Source organism: Pontibacter saemangeumensis (genome assembly GCF_039541895.1).
GTDB lineage: Bacteria > Bacteroidota > Bacteroidia > Cytophagales > Hymenobacteraceae > Pontibacter > Pontibacter saemangeumensis.
This window is the reverse complement of sequence record NZ_BAABHC010000016.1, coordinates 519,336-537,889: the sequence shown is the minus strand read 5'-3', so window position 1 is coordinate 537,889 and position 18,554 is coordinate 519,336. Positions and strand designations below refer to the sequence as shown.

Genomic DNA, 18,554 nt, shown 5'->3' with positions numbered 1-18,554 from the left:
ATAACCGCCCCCGCTTGTGAAAGCCTACATTTGCCAAAGATAGTTATTTGTAATAAGTCTAAATAAAAACAATGTATAGAAAATTTGCTTTTACCTTCCTGTTCCTTTTGGTGTCTCCTATCATATGGGCGCAGCACGGCGGGGCCGCACTACACGGCCGGATACTGCAGGAGAACGGCCAGTCTATCGCAACAGCCAGTATCGTGCTGGAAAACACCCGTTACGGCACCATCACGGACGAGCAGGGCCGGTTCTCACTCTACCGACTACCGGAGGGATCCTATCGCTTGCGCGTCATTTCCCTTGGCTTCGAGAGCCAGGCGGTGCAGGTGCAACTGCAGCGGGGGACAAATAAGGAACTTACGCTTACGCTGTCGCCAAAGGCAAACGAGGTTGCCCAGGTGGAGGTGTTCGGGGAGCGGGACAAACAGCCGGAGAAGCTGGATGCCATTACCCGGTTGCCGCTCAAGCCGAGCGAGCAGATCCAGAGCATCTCCGTAATATCGGAACGCCTGCTAGAGCAGCAGGGCGCCCTGACGGTGATCGAGGGCGTGCGCAACGTGCCGGGCGTATATACCTATGCCACCTTTGGCGGCGTGCGCGAAAGCATATCCTCCAGGGGGTTCCGCGGCATCCCCACCCTGAAAAACGGGGTGCGCGTGATGACGGACTTCCGGGGCGGGGGCTTCTCCACCGACATGCAGGGGGTGGAGAGCATTCAGGTGCTGAAAGGCGCCAGTTCCATCACGATGGGCGCGGCAACTGACCTCGGCGGACCCGGTGGTATCGTGAACATCGTCACCAAAACGCCGAAGTTTGAGAATGCCGGATCGCTGTCGCTACGGGCTGGCAGCTGGGGCCTGATCCGGCCGACGTTTGATGTGCAGCGCGTGGTCAATGAATCGAACACCCTGGCGGTGCGCGTGAACGGCGCATACGAAAACGGAGGCAAGTTCCGGGACCATATGCGCAACGAGTCGTTCTACCTCAACCCTTCCGTCGAGTGGCGGCCAAACGCGAAGAGCACCCTTACCTTGGAAATGGATTACTTCGATGAGGAGCAGAGCATCGACGTCGGGACGGTGAACCTGTCGGTGGGAAATGCAGAAAATGAGATTTACGACCTGCCCGCTAACCGGTTCCTGGGCTTTGAGTCAGATATGACCGATATCAAGCACAGCACCTACGCTGCCCGGTTTAAGCATAACCTCACCAGCAACTTATATATACGCGCGGCCACCTTCCACTCTAATTATAATGCTGACGCGATAAAGAGCAACCTGTCGGCTTTGAAACAGGATGTGGAGAAGGATATAAACACCAGCCAGGTGAACTGGTATAACCGCTCCATTTCCCACAACTCCACGCGGGAGGATAAAAGCACGGTGTTGCAGTTGGACCTTGTCGGGCAGAAAATAAAGACCGGGAGTATCCTGCACACTTTCCAGGCGGGGGTCGACTACCGCTATATAGACCTCTACCAGCCTTCGTACAATTCCATCGGGATCGATGTGATCAATGTGCTGGATCCGGCCACTGTTTCGAATGCCCTGCCGGAAGGCGTTCCTGCTTTTGAACTGACGCGCGAGACACAGTCCTATGACTCCCGCTTCGGCCTTACGTTCCAGGATGTGGTTCAGCTGACCAAATGGGCGCGGGTATATGGCGGCGTGCGGTACAGCACGAACAAGACAGAGGACGACGGCGAGAACAGCGAGACCTCTGACTTCTGGAACCCGCTGGCCGGGGTGATGTTCACGGTGAGCGACAACATTAATCTTTTCGGTTCTTATACCAACAGCTCGAACCCGCGCTCCGCAGCAGTGGCAGACGCGAACGGCGAGGCGCTGGGCGCAGAGCGAATCGACCAGCTGGAGGCAGGGATCAAGTCTGAGTGGTTCCAGGATCGCCTCCGTTTCAACCTGACGCTCTATAAAATCAACAACAGCGACATGAACCTGGAGGTGTTCCGGGTGGACGAGACCGGCGCCGTGGTGCCGGCCGGCTACTATACCAAGGGCGGAAACGACGAGCGCAAAGGCGTGGAAGTGGAACTGACAGGCCGCGTGCTCCCCAACCTGGAGATCGTGGCGGGCTATGCCTATATAGATGCCCGGTATAAAGACCATACCACGTTTGTCCCCGGGTCGGCGCCAAACAACACCCCGAAGCATACCTTCAACGCCTGGGCCAGTTACTCCTTCACAGACGGCATCGCGCGCGGACTGAACCTGGGGGTAGGCGCCTACTATCTTGGCGAGCGCCCCTACAACGACTGGACGCAGGACGGGGTGCAGTACCATGCCATTTCGCCGGACACCGCGCCCTGGTACAACAAAGCCTACACGCTCGTGAATGCACAACTGGGCTATGCGTTTGAGAAGCACTGGGGCCTGCGGCTGCTGTTTAACAATATCCTGGACGAGGTGGGGTATGACGCGTACCGGTCTAACTTTATCGACAGGATACAGCCGCGAAATTTCTCCGGAGTCGTTACCTACACATTTTAACCTTTTTAGCTACGTTTGATCGGAATTAGTCACAAACGGCAGCTGCCGTGATTCGGGAAGAAAACTATCACACCATGAAGAACACCTATACTTTGCGCAAGCTTTTCAACGATGTGCACCTGTGGCTCGGCATTGCCAGTGGCCTTGTCCTGTTTGTGGTGTGCCTGAGCGGCACCATCTACACCTTCCATTCCGAGATTGAGGAGTGGCTGGAGCCGGACAAATATGAGGTGAAGGCGCTGACCCGGCCTATACCTGTGGATGCCCTGGTGCAGGAGGCAGAGCAGGAACTGAAAGGCAAAGTTGTTGCGATCGAGATACCGCAGGACAAAGGGAGCACCTACCGCTTCAGTGTTGCCGCCCCGGCGGGCGGGGCGGAACACGGAGGGGGGCGCCCCACTACCTATATGGTGGACCCTTACACGGGAGCTGTGAAAGGCACCACGGAGGGCCCCGGAACCAAGTTTTTCCAGACGATGATGCAACTGCACCGCTGGCTGCTGATTGACGGAGGCGTAGGGAAAATGATCGTCGGCATCGCCACCATCATCTTCGTGTTCCTGACGCTGACAGGGCTGGTGCTGTGGTTCCCGGTGAAGCGGAAGAACTGGAAGCAGGGCCTGAAAATCAAGACAAACGCCAGGTGGAAGCGCATCAACCACGACCTGCACAACACGCTCGGCTTTTATTCTTTTCTGCTGCTGCTGGTCATGGCGCTCACCGGGCTTTGCTGGTCATTCGACTGGTACCGCGAAGGCCTGAGCAAACTGATGGGAGAGGAGGTATTTAAGGGAAGACGCGAGAAACCGCTGGCTTCTCCCGCGCCAATGGCTGGCGGAGCTACGCTGCAAGTTTCGGATTACCTGGCAAAAGCCAATACAATACTCGCCACCGATGGGAACACAAGGATCACTTTGCCGGAGGATGATAGCACTGCCGTTGTGGTTTATAGGACTGCGGCGGGCTTCTTTGCCTTCTCCGCTGCGGACAAAGTGCAGCTTAGCCAGCATACCGGCGAACCGCTGAAGGTGGAGATCTTTGCCGAAAAGCCCCTGAATGTGCAGATCGTGTCGCTCATCAAGCCCCTGCACCTGGGGGAGGTCTATGGCACTTTCTCCAAAATACTGTATTTCATTGCCTGCCTCATTGCCACCAGCCTGCCCGTTACCGGCACTATGATCTGGATAAACAAGCTGAGGAAAAAGCCAAAGAAAAGAATGGCGGCATCCGTGAGGGTGTAGGATGGTTTAAGGCGGGTTATATATAGCAAAGCGGCTGAAGAACATATCCTTCAGCCGCTTTGCTATATATAACTTACAAATTACCTGCGTGGTTTCGCCCGCTGGTACTGCACCGGCCAGGGCACATCCGCCCCTAGCTCCAGGGCAGCGTGCAGCGGGAAGTACGGGTCCCGGAGCATTTCGCGGGCCAGCAGCACAAGGTCGGCTTTGCCGTCTGCTATAATGGCTTCGGCTTCTGCGGATGTCGTGATCATGCCAACGGCGCCCGTCATGATACCCGCTTCCTTCCTTATTTTCTCCGCATAAGTCGTCTGGTAGAGCGGCCCAACCGGGATACTGGCGTTCGGTACGTTGCCGCCGGTGGAACAGTCTATCAGGTCTACGCCCTTGGCTTTCAGCAGCTTGCTCAGTTCCACAGAATCTTCTCCGGTCCAGCCGCCCTCGGTCCAGTCGGTGGCAGAGATGCGCACAAAGAGGGGGTGTGTTTCCGGCCACACCTCCTGTACAGCTTCCGTCACTTCCATCAACAAGCGAACCCGGTTTTCGAAGGAACCGCCGTAGGCGTCGGTGCGGCGGTTGCTCAGCGGCGAGTAAAACGCGTGCAACAGGTAGCCGTGCGCGGCGTGTATTTCAATTACTTGGAACCCGGCAGCCAAAGCCCGTTGTGCCGCCACCCGGAAGTCATGGATCACTTTCCGGATTCCAGCTTCATCCAAAGCGGTAGGAACGGGCTCATCCGGCGTGAAGGGCACGGCGCTGGGCGCCACTGTTTGCCAGCCATTTTCTTCGGAAGGGGCAATCGGCGCACCTCCTTTCCATGGGCTTGTGTGGCTGGCTTTTCTGCCGGCGTGGGCCAGCTGCACACCCGGCACAGCGCCTTCGGCCTCCAGGAAAGAGGTTATCCGCTTCAGGTTTTCGACATGCTCCTCCTTCCAGATCCCAACATCATCCGGCGTTATCCGGCCCTCCGGCGACACAGCGGTGGCCTCCACCACTACAAGGCCGGCGCCGCCGACCGCCCTGCTGCCCAGGTGCACGAGGTGCCAATCATTCGTAAAGCCGTCTTCGCTCGAGTACTGGCACATCGGCGATACAGCAATCCTGTTCCGGAAGGTGATGTCTTTTATGGTAAGTGGACTGAAAAGTCTGGACATGATATGGTATATATAAAACGTTTTTTGATGAAGCACCTTTGCCGCCTGCCGTTGCCTACCAGGAAGCCGGCAGCGGAAAAGGGTTCGCATCCCGCCAGCCACGTAGCGAATCCTGCTACGGTTGACGTAGCCGGTGCAACTTTCGCAGCATGAAGTGGTTTTAGCATAAAATACCGCTTTGAGCTTTTTTTGTTCAGCTTGCGCTCTCAAAACCCGTAAGCACGACATATAAAAAGCCGCCCGATCTATAGATCGGGCGGCTTCTGATGGAAATAACTGGGAGGTGAAATTTAAATGTCAGCCCTCCATAAAGTGGTTGTTAAGTAGCCTTAACAAGCTATTTTATTTGCCGTTGTTCATTGTTTTGATTTCAGCACAGGCAACTGGCAGGGTGGCGATATACTCGCCGTCCACCGTCATGCCGTGCAGCACGATCACATTGTTCTGCAGCGGGAGCAGCGCTACTTTGTCGCTGATGTCGAACGTGCGGGTATAGTCAATAGAGCCATCGGGTGCGGTCGGGAATGGATCCAGTGGCAGTAATACGGCTCCGTAGAACGGAATGCCTTCCACTAATTCCACAAGTCCGTCTCCATCTGTGTCGGCAGACATGGGCGGGCATATGGCGTTGTTGTTGTTCTCTGTGAAGCCATGGATATGCTGCGGGTGCACCATGCCGGGCTCTAAACCGGTCGCCATAATGTGTACTGTCAGCATATTTCCGTCCAGGGTAAGGGTGGTGGTACCCGTTACACCGGAATTGTTCAACGACATGATATCAGCTGTATAAGTCTTTTTCAGGTTCAGCGAGTTAGTCCGGTGTGCCTCCTGAACGTTCTGTGCCGTCATGTCCTGCGGACCTACGCTGTCTTCGTTGCAAGCTGTGAATAGGAACATGGCGCATGCGGCCATTGCGGTTGTTTGTAGGATAGATTTTTTCATGTTTTTATATATAGTTTATAAAAGTGAATTACCTACGAGGTGCTTCGGCTAATACTAAGAATATGCAGCAGAAGCAGGGTGAACACATGCTAAATTGATTGCAATAACCAAATAAAGTAAGTGAGCGATCAATCCAGTATTGGAGCATTCTGTTATTTCTTGCTTTTTCCTTCGTGATACCTTTCAGCCACTGCAACACTTCATAGTGTAATGGCCCCGGTGAAGAAATGCCATTGCAGTGACTCAATGGAAGGTAGTCTTGAGCTATCCGCTCGGTGTGGACGGGTGGATTTTATATATGGCTGAAGCAGCCCCTTCATCGTGCTTTACCCAGGTCAATCACTCAAAATAGGTCATGCCAAGCGGATTCGGCGAAACGCATGCGCCAAAGCACGGCAGAAAGCTGAAAAGTACATCATCAATAGAGGCTTCAGCCAAATATAGCGTGGCTGTGGGATGGGAAGTGTTGCCAGATCCGTCGGAAGATATAGGTGATGCTGCGTCTTACCTCTCGTTCTTCGGCTTTTTGACCGATGCAGCACATGTTTTTTGAAGCAGCAAAGTTCAGTGGAAAGCATTGAAAGCAGGAAAGGCGGCTGATCCATGATCAGCCGCCCTCCCTGCTTTTTTGCCCTGTGCTTATTCTACTACCTTTATCAGCATTCCTTTCTGAACCGGGTCCGTGAGCTGCATGCCGTTCAGTATGGCCAGTTCCTCCATCCGTGTGTCTTTCACGTTGAAGGTGCGGAAAGCCTGGGCCAGGGTGGTGTTCTGCGGCACGGTCTTTATCTCGATACGCTCCGGCTGCCGCTTCAGCTTATCTGGCTCCGTGAGGGTGGCGAACCCTTCCATGGTGGCGCTGAACAGCGGGAAATAGGCGTTAAAATCGGTGGAGGTGGTCACGCCCATCAGGTTATAGATATTGCCGCCGTACTGGATCAGGTACATGAGCACCCGAAGGTTTTGCTGCTGCTGCTGCTGTTGCTGCTGCTGCTGGGGTTGTGGTGTGGCGATGATGGCGATGGCGGGCAAGCCGTTGACCGTTACTTTTTTAGACTCCGCCGGCTGCAGGCCATAGCCTTGCAGCACCTGCTGTGCGGCGGCCTCCAGGCTCTCGCCGGGGGCCAGCGACAGCGACATCATCGCCTTGCCGTCCTTCGGCGCCATCTGGAACTGCTGTGGCGAGTTCATATGTCCCCACCCGCCCGGAATCGGAAACTTAAACTTCAGCTCGGGGTGATAGAAAGTGTTGTTCTCCACAAAACCCTGTCTCGGGTCTTCGCCATATACAAGCCCATCGATCATGCGCAGGTAACTGTCGTGGTTAATCTTGGCGGTGGTCAGGTTTAGCTTTTGCTTCCATTCGCCTGCCAGCTGGTTCACGGTGTTATAGCGGTCGGCGGGGTTCGGGTGCGTGGAGAGGAAGCCCGGAATCGCCGCGCCGTTGCCTTCCTGCTGCCGCTGCAGGGTCATAAAAAAGTCAGCCATTTCATCGGCATCGTAGCCGATCTTGGTTGAGTACTCCACGCCCAGCCTGTCTGACTCCCGCTCAGCGTCGCGCCCGAACTTCAGAAACAACAGGCCCAGCCCCTGTGCGGCCGCATCACCCATCTGGGCCAGCTCCGGGGAGATGATCATACCGGCGATAAGGCCTACCTGCGCCAGCGTGGACTTGCTTTGCTGCTGCGCCGAATGCCGCGCCGCGATATGCCCGATCTCATGCCCCAGCACCCCGGCAAATTGCGCCTCGTTGTTGAAGTGGGCTAAAATGCCGCGCGTAAAGTACACGTAGCCCCCTGGCACGGCAAACGCATTCGTCACGGGAGAGTCAACTACCCGAAAGGTGTAATCCAGTTCGGGGCGGTGCGAGATGGCGGCCATGGCTTCTCCTTTCTCCTTGATGAAGTTTTGTAGCTTCTCGTCCGGGTATAAGCCAAACTGCGCGACCACAGCCGGGTCCGACTGAGCACCCAGCGCTATTTCCTGCTCCTCCGACATCAGTATCAGGTCCTTCTTGCCTGTGACCGGGTTGGTGGCGCAGGAGTGAAAGAGCAGCATAATCGCAACTGTAAAGCCGGTGATGGTATATTTCTTCATAATTTCAGTCTGTAAATATCAGGAGACCGTCAGTTCCTGATAAGTTTATATTCAGGTTGATAAATTTTCACTAATAGCAACGGCATTGCACCTGTTTAGTTGCAAGTTGACGTGCATGCGGGCCTGGCAGACGCCAGACTGTCAGATGGCAGGGCTTTTTATGGTATCTGCTGCCTGTCCTTGGGTAAGTGCAAATTGCTTGCCAGCCTGCCGCCGCTGTGCCAGATGCAGGCAGCGGCGGCACACTTTCTTGCCGGCTTCTGCTTGCTTCCTCGCTTAGAAGTCTTTTCCTTTGGGGAGTATTAGAAAGCAAGCAGGGGGTGGCGCCTTGCCTGCAGCCTTCGCTGGTAAAAAGTTTAAGCCCTATGAAAGTCAGAATCTCAGGTAACAGTATCCGCTTCCGGTTAAAACAACCGGAGGTCAGTTATTTTCAGCAGCACGGCAAGATAACAGAAGTAACAGCCTTCGGGCCGGCGCCTGCCGACCAGCTTCGCTTTATGCTGGAGGTTTCGCCAGCACCGGAGCTGGCCGTGCACTTTGAGGCGAACACCACCACCATCCGGGTGCCGCAGGAGCTGGCCGCGAAATGGACGGGCACGGCACTCGTCGGCTTCGACGGAAGGGTGGATACCGGGAAAGGGCAGCAGATGGATCTGCTGGTGGAGAAAGACTTTGCGTGCCTGGATGCCCCGGAAGAGGATAATGTGGGCACATACCCCAATCCAAACGCGGCTTGCTAAGCCAAAGGGGGTAATGGTTACCGACATCCCGCTTCGGCGGCCCCCGTTTGTATAACCTATCTTAATTGATTTTATATATAACCCGCACCAAAGCACGCTGGCAAGCAGTTTTGGGGCACAGTATCAAAATGGCCTGATGTACAAGAAAGAGCAAGCGTCGCAACTCCGGCAGGCTTTCTGGACAACGCTGGGGCAGTATATCGCTCCGCACCCGCCTGCCGACGGGGGAAAAGTGAACTGGCTGAATTACAGAACAGGCCAGAAGCACGTCTATTTCAGGATGCAGGCTGATAACAGAAAGGCCTCGATCGGCATCGAACTGACACACCCGGATACTGAACTGCAGGAGCTTTTCTTCGATCAGTTCAGGGAGCTGAAGCAGGTGCTGCACGAGTACCTCGGGGAGGAGTGGGAGTGGCTGCTGCACACCAAAGACGAAAACGGCAAAACCATCAGCAGGATCTACAAAGAAATCGCGCCGGTTAATGTCTTCAACCAGGACGACTGGCCCCAGCTCATCTCATTTTTCAAACCGCGCCTTGTTGCCTTAGATGAGTTCTGGAGTAATGCCAAGTACAGTTTCGACAGTTTCTGGTAGGCAGCGGGGTGGCTGCAAAATAGGTTTTAAACCTCCATACCTATCAATATATTGCCGCTGCCTATATATACCAACCAATAGAAGTAAGGGCTCTTTTGCAGAAAATCGCTTGGGTGTGTTCTGTTTCAGGTGCTTTTTCCTTCGATGGCGCTGTTGCTGATGCAGTACCTGACGTGCGTCGGGGTGCGTGGATGGTCGAAGAGGTGGCCCAGGTGCGCGCCGCACTGGCTGCAAACCAACTGCGTACGGGTTCTGCCGTAGGTGCTGAGCGTTTGCCGCCGCACATTTTCCCCTATATGCGCCCAGAAACTCGGGAAGCCGCAGCCAGCATCAAACTCCTCCGCTGCAGAGAACAGGCTGTTGCCGCAAACTGCGCAGCTATATATAGCCTGCGTCTCTGTGCCTTGCTGCTTTCGCTCAAACTTGTGCCCTATGCTCATTTTATATATCCCGCCTGCGTTGTTTAACATACGGCGAAGAAGCTTGATTCCGTCTGGTATGTTCAGGTCACGGATGGTCTGATGCCTTTAAGATCTTGCTTTATAATATGATGGCAGGGCGATGAACCGAAAGAAGTATTTCTAATTGGCAACAACTATATGAAAGGAAGCCCCCAAAAATTAGCTGTAATAACACATCTGGCTTCAGGCTTTTCGTGTGAAGCCGCACATACATAAAGGCTACTGAAAGGAATTAAGCTTCGGTTTCGCTGAATCTGAGATAAAACGTGGTGCCATGGCCAGGCGAGCTTTCCACGTCGATGGTGCCGCCGAGTGTCTCTACCTGCGCCTTTACCATATATAAACCGATGCCGCGCCCCTCCGTTTTCTTCTCCAGCTTGCCGTAAAGCTTAAAGAGGTGGCTCCCGAACTTGGTCAGGTCAATGCCTTTGCCGTTGTCGTGGAACAGGATCAGGTGCTGCTTTCCTTCCTTGGCATAGGAGACGCTTATAAATAGCGGGCGCTCAGGGTCGCGGTATTTGAGGGAGTTGGAGAGCAGGTTGTGAAAAATGCTGTAGACGTAGGCCCTGTTGGCCTGAATGCACACCTCCGCCGGCACATCCAGCTGTACGGTGGCCGCCGCCGACTCTATCCGGTCCTGCAGGCTGCGTGCCACTTCCTCGCAGGTGGACCTGATGCAGACGTTTTCATGGAAACCGCCACTGCTCTCGTCCCGGAGCGATAAAATCTCGTCGAGGTCTTTTATAACTGTGTCCAGATTCGAGGAGGTTTCCCTGAGCTTCTGGAGCACCCGCGGGAAGTTCTCGTTCTCATGGTCCATGTGCTCCAGCAGCGACACCAGCCCCACGATGTTGGCCACCGGTGCGCGCAGGTTATGCGAAACGATGTAGTTGAACTGGTGCAGCTCGCGGTTGTGCCGGATCAGGTCTTCCGACAGCCGCCGCATCTTCTTCTCCGCCTCCTTGCGCTCCGTTACGTCATACTGGATGGCGAAGTACTGCGAGACCTTGCCTTCGTCGTTAAAAACAGGGGTGATGTCCATGTAAAACCAGAACTTCTCGCCGTTCTTGCGGTAATTCAGGATCTCCAGCGAAATCGGCTCGTTCTCTTCAAAAAGCCTTTTCATCTCCAGGATGTGATTCGGGTCCGTTTCCGGCCCCTGCAGCAGCTCGCCCGGCTTTTTGCCGATGGCTTCCATCATGCTGTACCCGGTGACCTTCGTGAACTCGCTGTTCACCCACTCCGTTTTGCCGGCAACGTCTGTTATCACCACGCAACTCACCGCCTTGCTTGCAATCAGCGACAGCTTTTCGAGCTCATTCAGGGCTTTTTTCTCGGCAGTCACATCTTTGGCGATGCCCAGTATGGCGATCAGGTTTTGCCCTATGCACACCGGGAGTATGGAGAAGTTGAGGGTCCTGACTTTCCCGTACTTATTCCTGACCTTTCCTTCCAACGCAATGGATTCACAGTTCTGGGCTTTGCTGAGGGCTTTGTTTGCCTCGAATGAGAACGAGGGCGCAATAAACCGTGAGAAATGCTCCCCTATGATCTCTGCCCGGCTGTAAGAGAGGATACGGCAGATGTTCGAGTTCACCTGCTCAAAAATGCCGCCGGGCGTTAACGTGAAAACAGCGTCGGGGTGTGTCTGGAAGAGGGAGGTATAGAAGCTGTGGCTTCGCTCGAGGGTAAGCTGGGACTCTCTTTTCAAGGTGATGTCCCTGGCGTCGATCACGTACCCGTTTACAAGCTCATCGTCCATCGCGTTGGTGATCACGGCTTCCATCCAACGCCAGCTGCCGTCTTTTGTCCTGAACCGGAACAACGGCACCTCTACCTCCTGTTGCGAATTCAGCAGCGCGAAAGCGGCCTTCATGCGCAGCAGGTCGTCTTTATGGATATACTCCAGCGCTGCTTTGCCCAGCAACTCCTCGGGGCCATAGCCGGTCAGGCGCACCGCCGAACTGCTGACATACTGGTAAATGCCGGTATTGTTCACGACGGAAATAAGAGCGGTGCTGTGCCGGACAAGCGCGTGGTAAAACTCCGGAGAAAGGGTGTCCTCGCTCATACATTGATCTGACTAAGTGGCTTATCCGCAAGCATAGAAGCTATATGGTTATGGGTATATGATTTTTGTTTATTCCTGAATTATAGAACTATTTAAAGTAAAAAACCCTTAAAATGCTGAATTTGTATTTTATACTATTCGCATATATAATAGTTATGATTTTAGTTTTGCTGACATGATAGATTTGGTTGAAATGGATATATAAACTTGATTTTAAATGATATAGGGCTATTATTTGAAGTGTCCGGTACTTAAAATATTTTGGAGGCATGACGTAGGGTCTGGATTTTTAGCCACGTATAACATCATATACCCAAACCCCGTGGCGCCCTTCATAAAGCTTCACCCGGGAACATCGAACTGAAATACGCCTCTTCCTGTTTCTACCAAGGACGGCGGCAGCGTTTTTAGGGCAAAGTACTCCCGACGGCCGCGGTGCAAAGCCAGCCCAGTTAAACCCATATAAACCAGATGAAACATATGCATCTCAATAAGGCATCCGGTCCGGAAAACCGCGGCGAGAACCCGCGCAGACTTCTGCAGCAACTGTATATAGGGGGTTTCGCCGCATTGCTGCTGCTCACCCTTTTGTCTGCCGCCGCGCCAGTTGCGGATACCACGGAGCCCCTTGTCCTTCGTGCCGAACCTCTTGCCTTTACCCCAACCGAATTCTATATAGCCAGCGTGGTGGATGAGCGGCAGGACCGGAAAGCCGTGGCTTACCTGTTCCCGCTGCCCGCTGCGCCTGCCGCACCCCTGGGCAAGGCACTCCCCGTCGACTTGCAGGGCGGTGGCCTGGCGGCTATCCGGGACTTTATGCAGCAGAGCCTGCCCCAGAATAAAAAGCTGCGCCCGGTAGTGGTGCGCCTGAAGGAGTGCCTCGTGTCCGAGACAGCGGGAGCCAAAGCAGGCCGCGTGGATGGGCATGTGGTGGTGGCCATGGCCTTTGAGTACGAGCGCGACGGCCAGCTCATTCCCTTGGTGGAGTACAAGGGCGGTGCCCGCTACGACAGGCCAGCCAGCCAGCACGGCGTGGTGGAGCCGGCCCTGCGTCGCTCCCTGGCCGATGCCCTGCTGTACCTGAACACGTGGATGGACCGCGAGGCCAGCACCAACGAGAAACTGGCCAAGGCGCTGAAGGTTTCGTTCCGGGACCATGCCTTGAATCTGGAGGATGACTCAGTTTTCTACAGCCCTGAGCGGCCCCTCGCCTGGACCGACTTTCAGGGAGCATCCTCTAAACCCAGTACGTTCGCCGCCTCCGTTTTCCCGAGCTTTGCTTACGAAGGGCAACCCGAGGTGATCGATGGCGTGATTCACCTCGACCTTGTAATGAAGGTGTATGTGCTGAAAAGCTCTTCATGGGTAAAGGCGCCTGCCCGCAATGCATATGGCCTGAACCACGAACAGCGCCATTTCGACATTGTGAAGCTGGTGGCGGAGCGTTTCAAGAAAAAGCTGACGCCGGAGCGCCTGACGCTGGAGGACTTCAACAGCATCATCCAATATGAGTACATTGAGTCGTTCCGGGAGATGAACCGCCTGCAGGAGCAGTATGACAACGAAACCCGCCACGGCCTGGACGAAGCCGCCCAGGCAAGCTGGAACAAGCGCATCGATGAGGAACTCAGGGCCTTCCGCATTAAATAGCCCTTTATATATAGCCTGGCCATGTAATCCTGAACTAAACATTTTTTCCGGCTTTTCCTGCTGTTGGATGTCCGCTCAAGTTTCTTTCTACCTTGATAAACAAGCCTTATCCTCCGTTGCTGCGTAGGTTCTAAGACAGGGGGCAATAGGACCGTTGCCTTTCTCATTCAAACCTAACAGAAGATAGCTATGGAAAAACAGATGAAGGCAGCAACGTATGAGGAGTTCGGCGGGCCTGATAAGGTCAAGATCACGACTGTGGAAGTGCCGGACCTGCAGGAGGGCGAAGTGCTGGTGCGCATCAGGGCCGCCGGCGTTAACCCCGTGGATTATGCGGTAAGGGAAGGGTATCTGAAGGATTTTCTGCCTTACGAGTTCCCCGTGATCCCGGGCTGGGATATGGCGGGCGTGGTTGAGAAGCGCGGGTTCAGCGCCCGCAGGTTTAAGGTGGGCGACGAGGTATATGCCTATGCCCGCCGGCCTTTGGTGAAGTACGGTACCTTCGCGGAATATATCGTGCTCCCGGAGACGTACCTGGCGAAAAAACCGAAGAACATATCCTGGGAGGAGGCAGCCGGGATACCGCTGGTGGGCCTCACCGCTTACCAGTCCCTTTTTGATGCCGGCCAGCTGGAGCAGGGCCAGACGGTGCTGATCCTGGGCGCGTCCGGCGGAGTGGGCTCTTTGGGCATTCAGCTGGCAAAAGTGAAAGGCGCGAAAGTGATTGGCGTGGCCAGCGAGAAAAACCACGCCTTTATGAAGCAGCTGGGCGCTGACCATACCATCGATTATAAAGACGCCAACATTGGAGAGGCGGTGAAAAAGATATTGCCTGGCGGTGTGGATCTGATTTTCGACTGTGCCAGCGGCGAAACGCTGGAGCAGAGCCTGCCGGCGCTCAAGCCCAACGGGACACTTGTCTCTATTCTCAACCATGGGGAGAACATTGACCCGAAGATCAACTTCCACTATGTTTTTGTGGAACCGAACGCCAGCCAGCTGGATTATCTGCGGGAACTGGCGGAGTCCGGGCGGCTGAAAGTGCACGTCAGCAAAACTTACTCTTTAGACGAGGCTGTCAAGGCGCTGAACCAGATACAGTCGGGGCACACCACCGGTAAAATCGTGCTTGTGCCGTAAGGGAGATTCTTTACAGTTGGAGGGCCTTGCTTTTGATTCTCAATGCAGGTTTATATATAAGCGCACGGGCCGGAAGGGTCCGTGCGCTTTCCTTTTAAACTCCTGCCGGCCGCTTACGCAGCACCATCCGGGAGGTAAACCCGGTATATGGCAGATAGGTCCTCTTCGCCAAATCCCTGTTGCCTGGCCTGGGCATATAGCTCTTTCGTGGTTTGGAGCGCAGGCAGCGCAATGTTCTGCTCATATGCCGTCAGGCTGGCCAGGTGCAGGTCTTTGTGCATCCACTCCAGCGGGAACTCCGCGGAGAATTCGCGGTGCAGGAGCTTTTGCTGCTTTGATTTGAGAAAAGGGGCCGCGGCGGGTGTGTTCAGCAGGGTCTGGCAAAGCACTTCTTCTGAGAGGCCCAGCGCAGTCCCCAGCCGCAGCGACTCCGTGAAGGCAGCCATCGCCTGTGCCAGCAGCATGTTGATCACCATTTTCATGCTGGCGCCCTGCCCGTTTTCGCCCGCGTGCACCACGCTTTTGCCCATCACCTCCAACAACTCCCGCACCTGCTCCAGGTCTGCCGCATCGCCGCCGACCAAAAAGATCAACTCTCCCTTTTCCGCTGGCATCAGGGTGCCCGACACGGGCGCGTCTAAAAACCGCTGGCCCATTTTACGGGCTTGTGTGGCCATTTTTTTGGAGAAGGAAGGGTTCACGGTGCTGCAGTCTACCCAGAGCGAGTTGCCGGGCAGGGCACGCAGAAACCCATCCGTGCCTGCGGCTACTTCTTCCACGGCTTCGGGCGTGGCCAGCATCGTAAACACCAGGCGGCACTGCTGCGCCACTTCCTCCGCCGACGCCGCCCGTGCGGCACCCTGCGCGACCAGTGCGTCGGCCTTCGCCTGTGTGCGGTTATATACCACCAGTTCGTGACCCGCGCGTAGCAGGTTGGCAGCCATGCGGCTGCCCATGATCCCTAATCCTATAAATCCTACTTTCATCGGCTCTGTTTTGAAATATCTGAAGTGCTTCCGGGGTTATCTACCGTTGCATTCCTCAAAACGCATCCCCATGATTTAGGATACTAGAAGCGGAAGTAGATTTCAGTCTGCGTGGTAGGACAGGCTGTGGGGTACTTGAGGAAAAGGCATATAGCCCTAATTCCCTCTTCTGCGCTGCTTCTTTTTCTCCTGCCGGCGCTGTTTCCATTCTTCTTTCCAGTCTTTGTAAGACTTCACGGCCTTATCAGCCACGTTGTTGAACAGGCGGTCCAGGAAGTTCTGGTTTGGCGGCTCAGCCCGGAAGGAGACACAGGCCATTTGCTCCTGCAGCCGCTCCGGGAGCGGGTCAAACTGGCTTTTCATATAGCCCGGGTAAGCCGGGTCGAGGGCGATGCGCTTCATAAAATCGCCCCAGACAGGCAGTGCTGTGCTCGAGCCCTGCCCAAGCTGCAGGGTCCGGAACCGCACTTTCGGGCTTTCGGCCCCTACCCACACGCCCGTTACCAGCTTGGGCGTGATGCCGATAAACCAGCCATCGGCGTTCTCCTGCGTGGTACCGGTTTTGCCGGCGATATCCATCTTCAGGCCGTACTCGGAGCGAAGCTTGGCGGCACTTCCTTCCTCCACCACGCCCTGCATCAGGTGGAGCATAATGGCGGCGTTCTTTCGGGAGAGTACCCGCCGGGCAAACTCGTTGGCGTGGTGCTGCCGGATAATCTTGCCGCTGCGGTCCGTGATTTTCTCGATATAGGTGGGGATTACCTGGTAGCCCTCGTTCGCGAACGTGGCATAAGCGCTCACCATCTCCAGCAGCGAAAGATCGGCGGTGCCCAGTGCAAGCGATGGCACGGCGGGCAGGTCTCCCTTGATGCCTAAGCGGTGCGCCAGCTCCACTGTGCGCTCCACGCCGGCCTCCATGATCAGCTGCGCCGAGACAGTGTTCACGGAATGTGCCAGCGCCCCCCGCATGCTGTACTCGCCGCCATAAGTATCGGTCGCGTTCTGCGGCGACCAGTTTTCATATTCTGGGTAGGTTCTGCGCTCGTTGGGGAAAAAGGTGCAGGGGGCGATGCCTTTCTCCAGCGCGGCGGCATATACGATCGGCTTAAAGGTAGAACCCACCTGACGGCGGGAGCGCACGTGGTCGTATTTGAAGATGTCGTGGTTAATGCCGCCCACCCAGGCGCGGATGTACCCGGTGCGCGGGTCCATGGCCAGCAGGCCCGTGTTCAGGAAACGCCCGTAGTAAGCCAGTGAGTCCAGCGGGCTCATCTCTTTTTTGCTGCTTCCGGCCCAACTGAACACGTCCATGGGCACCGGCTCCCGGAACACAGTGCTGATCTCCTCCTGCGTGATGCCGGCCCGCTCCATTTTCCGGTAACGGTCGGAGCGCTGCATGGCGGCCTGTATCACGTCTGCGTCTTTGCCCCACGGGTTTCTGCCTTTCCAGTGCTGGTCGAATTTCTTTTGCAGCAGGGCCATTTTTTTCCGCACGGCCCGCTCGGCGTGCCGCTGCATGCCCGCATCGATGGTGGTGTAGATCTTCAGCCCGTCGGTGTAGAGGTTGTAGGGGTCGCCGTTCTTTTTCTTCTGCGAGGCCGCCCACTTTTCCAGCTCCAGGCGCAGCTGCTCCCGGAAATAGGGCGCTAGGCCATCGTTATGGGTGATGTAGCGGTAATCCAGCTCCAACGGCAGCTTTTTGAGCGAGTCGGCTTTGGCAGCGGTCAGGAAGTTGTACTTCGCCATCTGGTTCAGCACCACGTTGCGCCGCTGCTGCGCCCGCTCCGGGTTCAGGCGCGGGTTATAGGTGGTGGTGGCCTTCAGCATCCCGATCAGCACGGCGGCTTCCTCGGTCTTCAGCGAGTCGGCGGTGGTGTTGAAAAAGCGCCGGCTCGCCCGTTCGATGCCATAGAGGTTACCGCCCATCGGAACGGTGTTCAGGTACAGTTCCAGCAGTTCTTCTTTGGTGTAGATGCCCTCCAGTTTGCGGGCGATGATGATCTCCCGCAGCTTGTTCACGGGCATGTCCCAGATTTTGAAATCCTTGCGGGGGTACAGGTTTTTGGCCAGTTGCTGGCTCAGCGTGCTCCCGCCGCCGGCGCTTTCCTGCAGCAGCAGCGACTTGATGAGTACCCGGAACGCACTCCGGACGTCCACGCCGCTGTGTTTGTAAAACCGGGCATCCTCTGTCGCGATCAGCGCCTCTATGGCAGCCGGTGCAATTTCGTCGTAGGCAATGTTGGTGCGGTCCTGTATATAGTAGCGGCCCAGCAGCACGCCGTCCGCCGAGTATACCTCCGAGGCCGTGTTGTTCTGCCGCGCCCGCAGCTCGCGCTTGGAAGGCATATGGCCAAACACCCCCATGAAAACGGCCATATAGAATATGGCGAATAGCAGCAGCAGGACGAGCGACCCCTTCAGCATGGCCCGGAACAGGAACCTGAAATCAGAGAGTTTCGCATTCTTGAAATCAAAGTTGCGGGCCTTGTTTCCTTTATGCCGCCAGTAGGCGCCGGTGAATTTGGGTTTCTGGCTCAGGTAAAACAGGTGGAGCTCCCTTTTCAAAAACAGGAGAACCGGTAAGAGGAGTTTATAGACGACAAACTTGATGATATTTTTCAGCACACGCTTCATGTGTTATGTTCTGTTTAGCGGAGGCCCCCCGGCGTAGCGGAATAACTGCCTCCTTAAACCGTATTTGAGACTGCGAGTTACAAACGATTTCTGAGGATATAATCATTCCCGCCGCCCCGCCTTAATTGTTGCACGCCGTTCAAGAATTGCGCCATATTGTTACCCAATGGGAAGAGAGCAGACAAACTGCCTGGCTCTGTGCCTCTTCTCCAGCCAGAATTAGCAGGTGGGCAGGAAAAGATTTTTTCGAAAGCTCCTTCCTCCATATTGTTTTTATATATTGAAATGGATTTTCCTGCCGCCGCTGCTGCTGTTGTGCCAGTTGCAGGA

The 18,554-nt window shown here is 55.4% G+C and carries 12 protein-coding genes and 1 pseudogene; 6 read left to right on the top strand and 7 right to left on the bottom strand.

Annotation, left to right across the window (positions count from 1 at the left end; genetic code table 11):
- The first annotated feature begins 71 nt into the window (after nucleotides 1–71).
- The gene (locus tag ABD920_RS16285; protein WP_345160537.1) at nucleotides 72–2,510 is read left to right on the top strand and encodes a TonB-dependent siderophore receptor; all 2,439 of its coding nucleotides are present in this window, start codon (nucleotides 72–74) and stop codon (nucleotides 2,508–2,510) included.
- 74 nt (nucleotides 2,511–2,584) lie between these two features.
- Nucleotides 2,585–3,751: a PepSY-associated TM helix domain-containing protein gene (locus tag ABD920_RS16280; protein ID WP_345160535.1), complete on the top strand. Its 1,167-nt coding sequence runs from the start codon at nucleotides 2,585–2,587 to the stop codon at nucleotides 3,749–3,751.
- A gap of 80 nt (nucleotides 3,752–3,831) precedes the next feature.
- On the opposite strand, the gene ABD920_RS16275 is transcribed toward ABD920_RS16280, so the two are convergent.
- The 3 genes from ABD920_RS16275 to ABD920_RS16265 all read right to left on the bottom strand — a co-directional run bounded on the left by ABD920_RS16275 (nucleotide 3,832) and on the right by ABD920_RS16265 (nucleotide 7,944).
- Entirely contained in the window at nucleotides 3,832–4,905 is a 1,074-nt protein-coding gene (locus ABD920_RS16275; RefSeq protein WP_345160533.1) for an NADH:flavin oxidoreductase/NADH oxidase, read from the bottom strand.
- A gap of 342 nt (nucleotides 4,906–5,247) precedes the next feature.
- Nucleotides 5,248–5,847 (bottom strand): hypothetical protein, encoded by a 600-nt coding sequence (locus ABD920_RS16270; protein WP_345160532.1) that lies wholly within the window; start codon nucleotides 5,845–5,847, stop codon nucleotides 5,248–5,250.
- Nucleotides 5,848–6,486: 639 nt separating this feature from the next.
- Complete coding sequence (locus tag ABD920_RS16265) at nucleotides 6,487–7,944, bottom strand: M48 family metalloprotease (RefSeq protein WP_345160530.1); 1,458 nt, start codon at nucleotides 7,942–7,944, stop codon at nucleotides 6,487–6,489.
- A 365-nt stretch (nucleotides 7,945–8,309) separates the two neighbouring features.
- On the opposite strand from ABD920_RS16265, the gene ABD920_RS16260 reads away from it, so the two are divergent.
- Both ABD920_RS16260 and ABD920_RS16255 read left to right on the top strand, forming a co-directional pair.
- The gene (locus tag ABD920_RS16260) at nucleotides 8,310–8,684 is read left to right on the top strand and encodes a DUF7009 family protein (protein ID WP_345160528.1); all 375 of its coding nucleotides are present in this window, start codon (nucleotides 8,310–8,312) and stop codon (nucleotides 8,682–8,684) included.
- Nucleotides 8,685–8,820: 136 nt separating this feature from the next.
- On the top strand, nucleotides 8,821–9,282 hold the full coding sequence (locus ABD920_RS16255; protein WP_345160526.1) for a DUF4268 domain-containing protein: 462 nt from the start codon (nucleotides 8,821–8,823) through the stop codon (nucleotides 9,280–9,282).
- 125 nt (nucleotides 9,283–9,407) lie between these two features.
- Here ABD920_RS16255 and ABD920_RS16250 read toward each other — a convergent pair whose 3' ends face one another.
- Complete coding sequence (locus tag ABD920_RS16250) at nucleotides 9,408–9,752, bottom strand: peptide-methionine (R)-S-oxide reductase (protein ID WP_345160524.1); 345 nt, start codon at nucleotides 9,750–9,752, stop codon at nucleotides 9,408–9,410.
- Between the two features lie 223 nt (nucleotides 9,753–9,975).
- Nucleotides 9,976–11,814 (bottom strand): PAS domain-containing sensor histidine kinase, encoded by a 1,839-nt coding sequence (locus ABD920_RS16245; RefSeq protein WP_345160523.1) that lies wholly within the window; start codon nucleotides 11,812–11,814, stop codon nucleotides 9,976–9,978.
- Between the two features lie 480 nt (nucleotides 11,815–12,294).
- Here ABD920_RS16245 and ABD920_RS16240 point away from each other — a divergent pair, with 480 nt between their 5' ends.
- Both ABD920_RS16240 and ABD920_RS16235 read left to right on the top strand, forming a co-directional pair.
- Nucleotides 12,295–13,464, top strand: coding sequence for a hypothetical protein (locus ABD920_RS16240; protein WP_345160522.1), 1,170 nt, complete (start codon nucleotides 12,295–12,297; stop codon nucleotides 13,462–13,464).
- Nucleotides 13,465–13,653: 189 nt separating this feature from the next.
- Nucleotides 13,654–14,604: an NADP-dependent oxidoreductase gene (locus ABD920_RS16235; protein WP_345160520.1), complete on the top strand. Its 951-nt coding sequence runs from the start codon at nucleotides 13,654–13,656 to the stop codon at nucleotides 14,602–14,604.
- 113 nt (nucleotides 14,605–14,717) lie between these two features.
- Here ABD920_RS16235 and ABD920_RS16230 read toward each other — a convergent pair.
- Both ABD920_RS16230 and ABD920_RS16225 read right to left on the bottom strand, forming a co-directional pair.
- A pseudogene (locus ABD920_RS16230) lies at nucleotides 14,718–15,608 on the bottom strand (NAD(P)-dependent oxidoreductase); the annotation flags it as partial.
- A gap of 138 nt (nucleotides 15,609–15,746) precedes the next feature.
- The gene (locus ABD920_RS16225; RefSeq protein WP_345160519.1) at nucleotides 15,747–18,224 is read right to left on the bottom strand and encodes a penicillin-binding protein 1A; all 2,478 of its coding nucleotides are present in this window, start codon (nucleotides 18,222–18,224) and stop codon (nucleotides 15,747–15,749) included.
- Nucleotides 18,225–18,554: the final 330 nt, after the last annotated feature.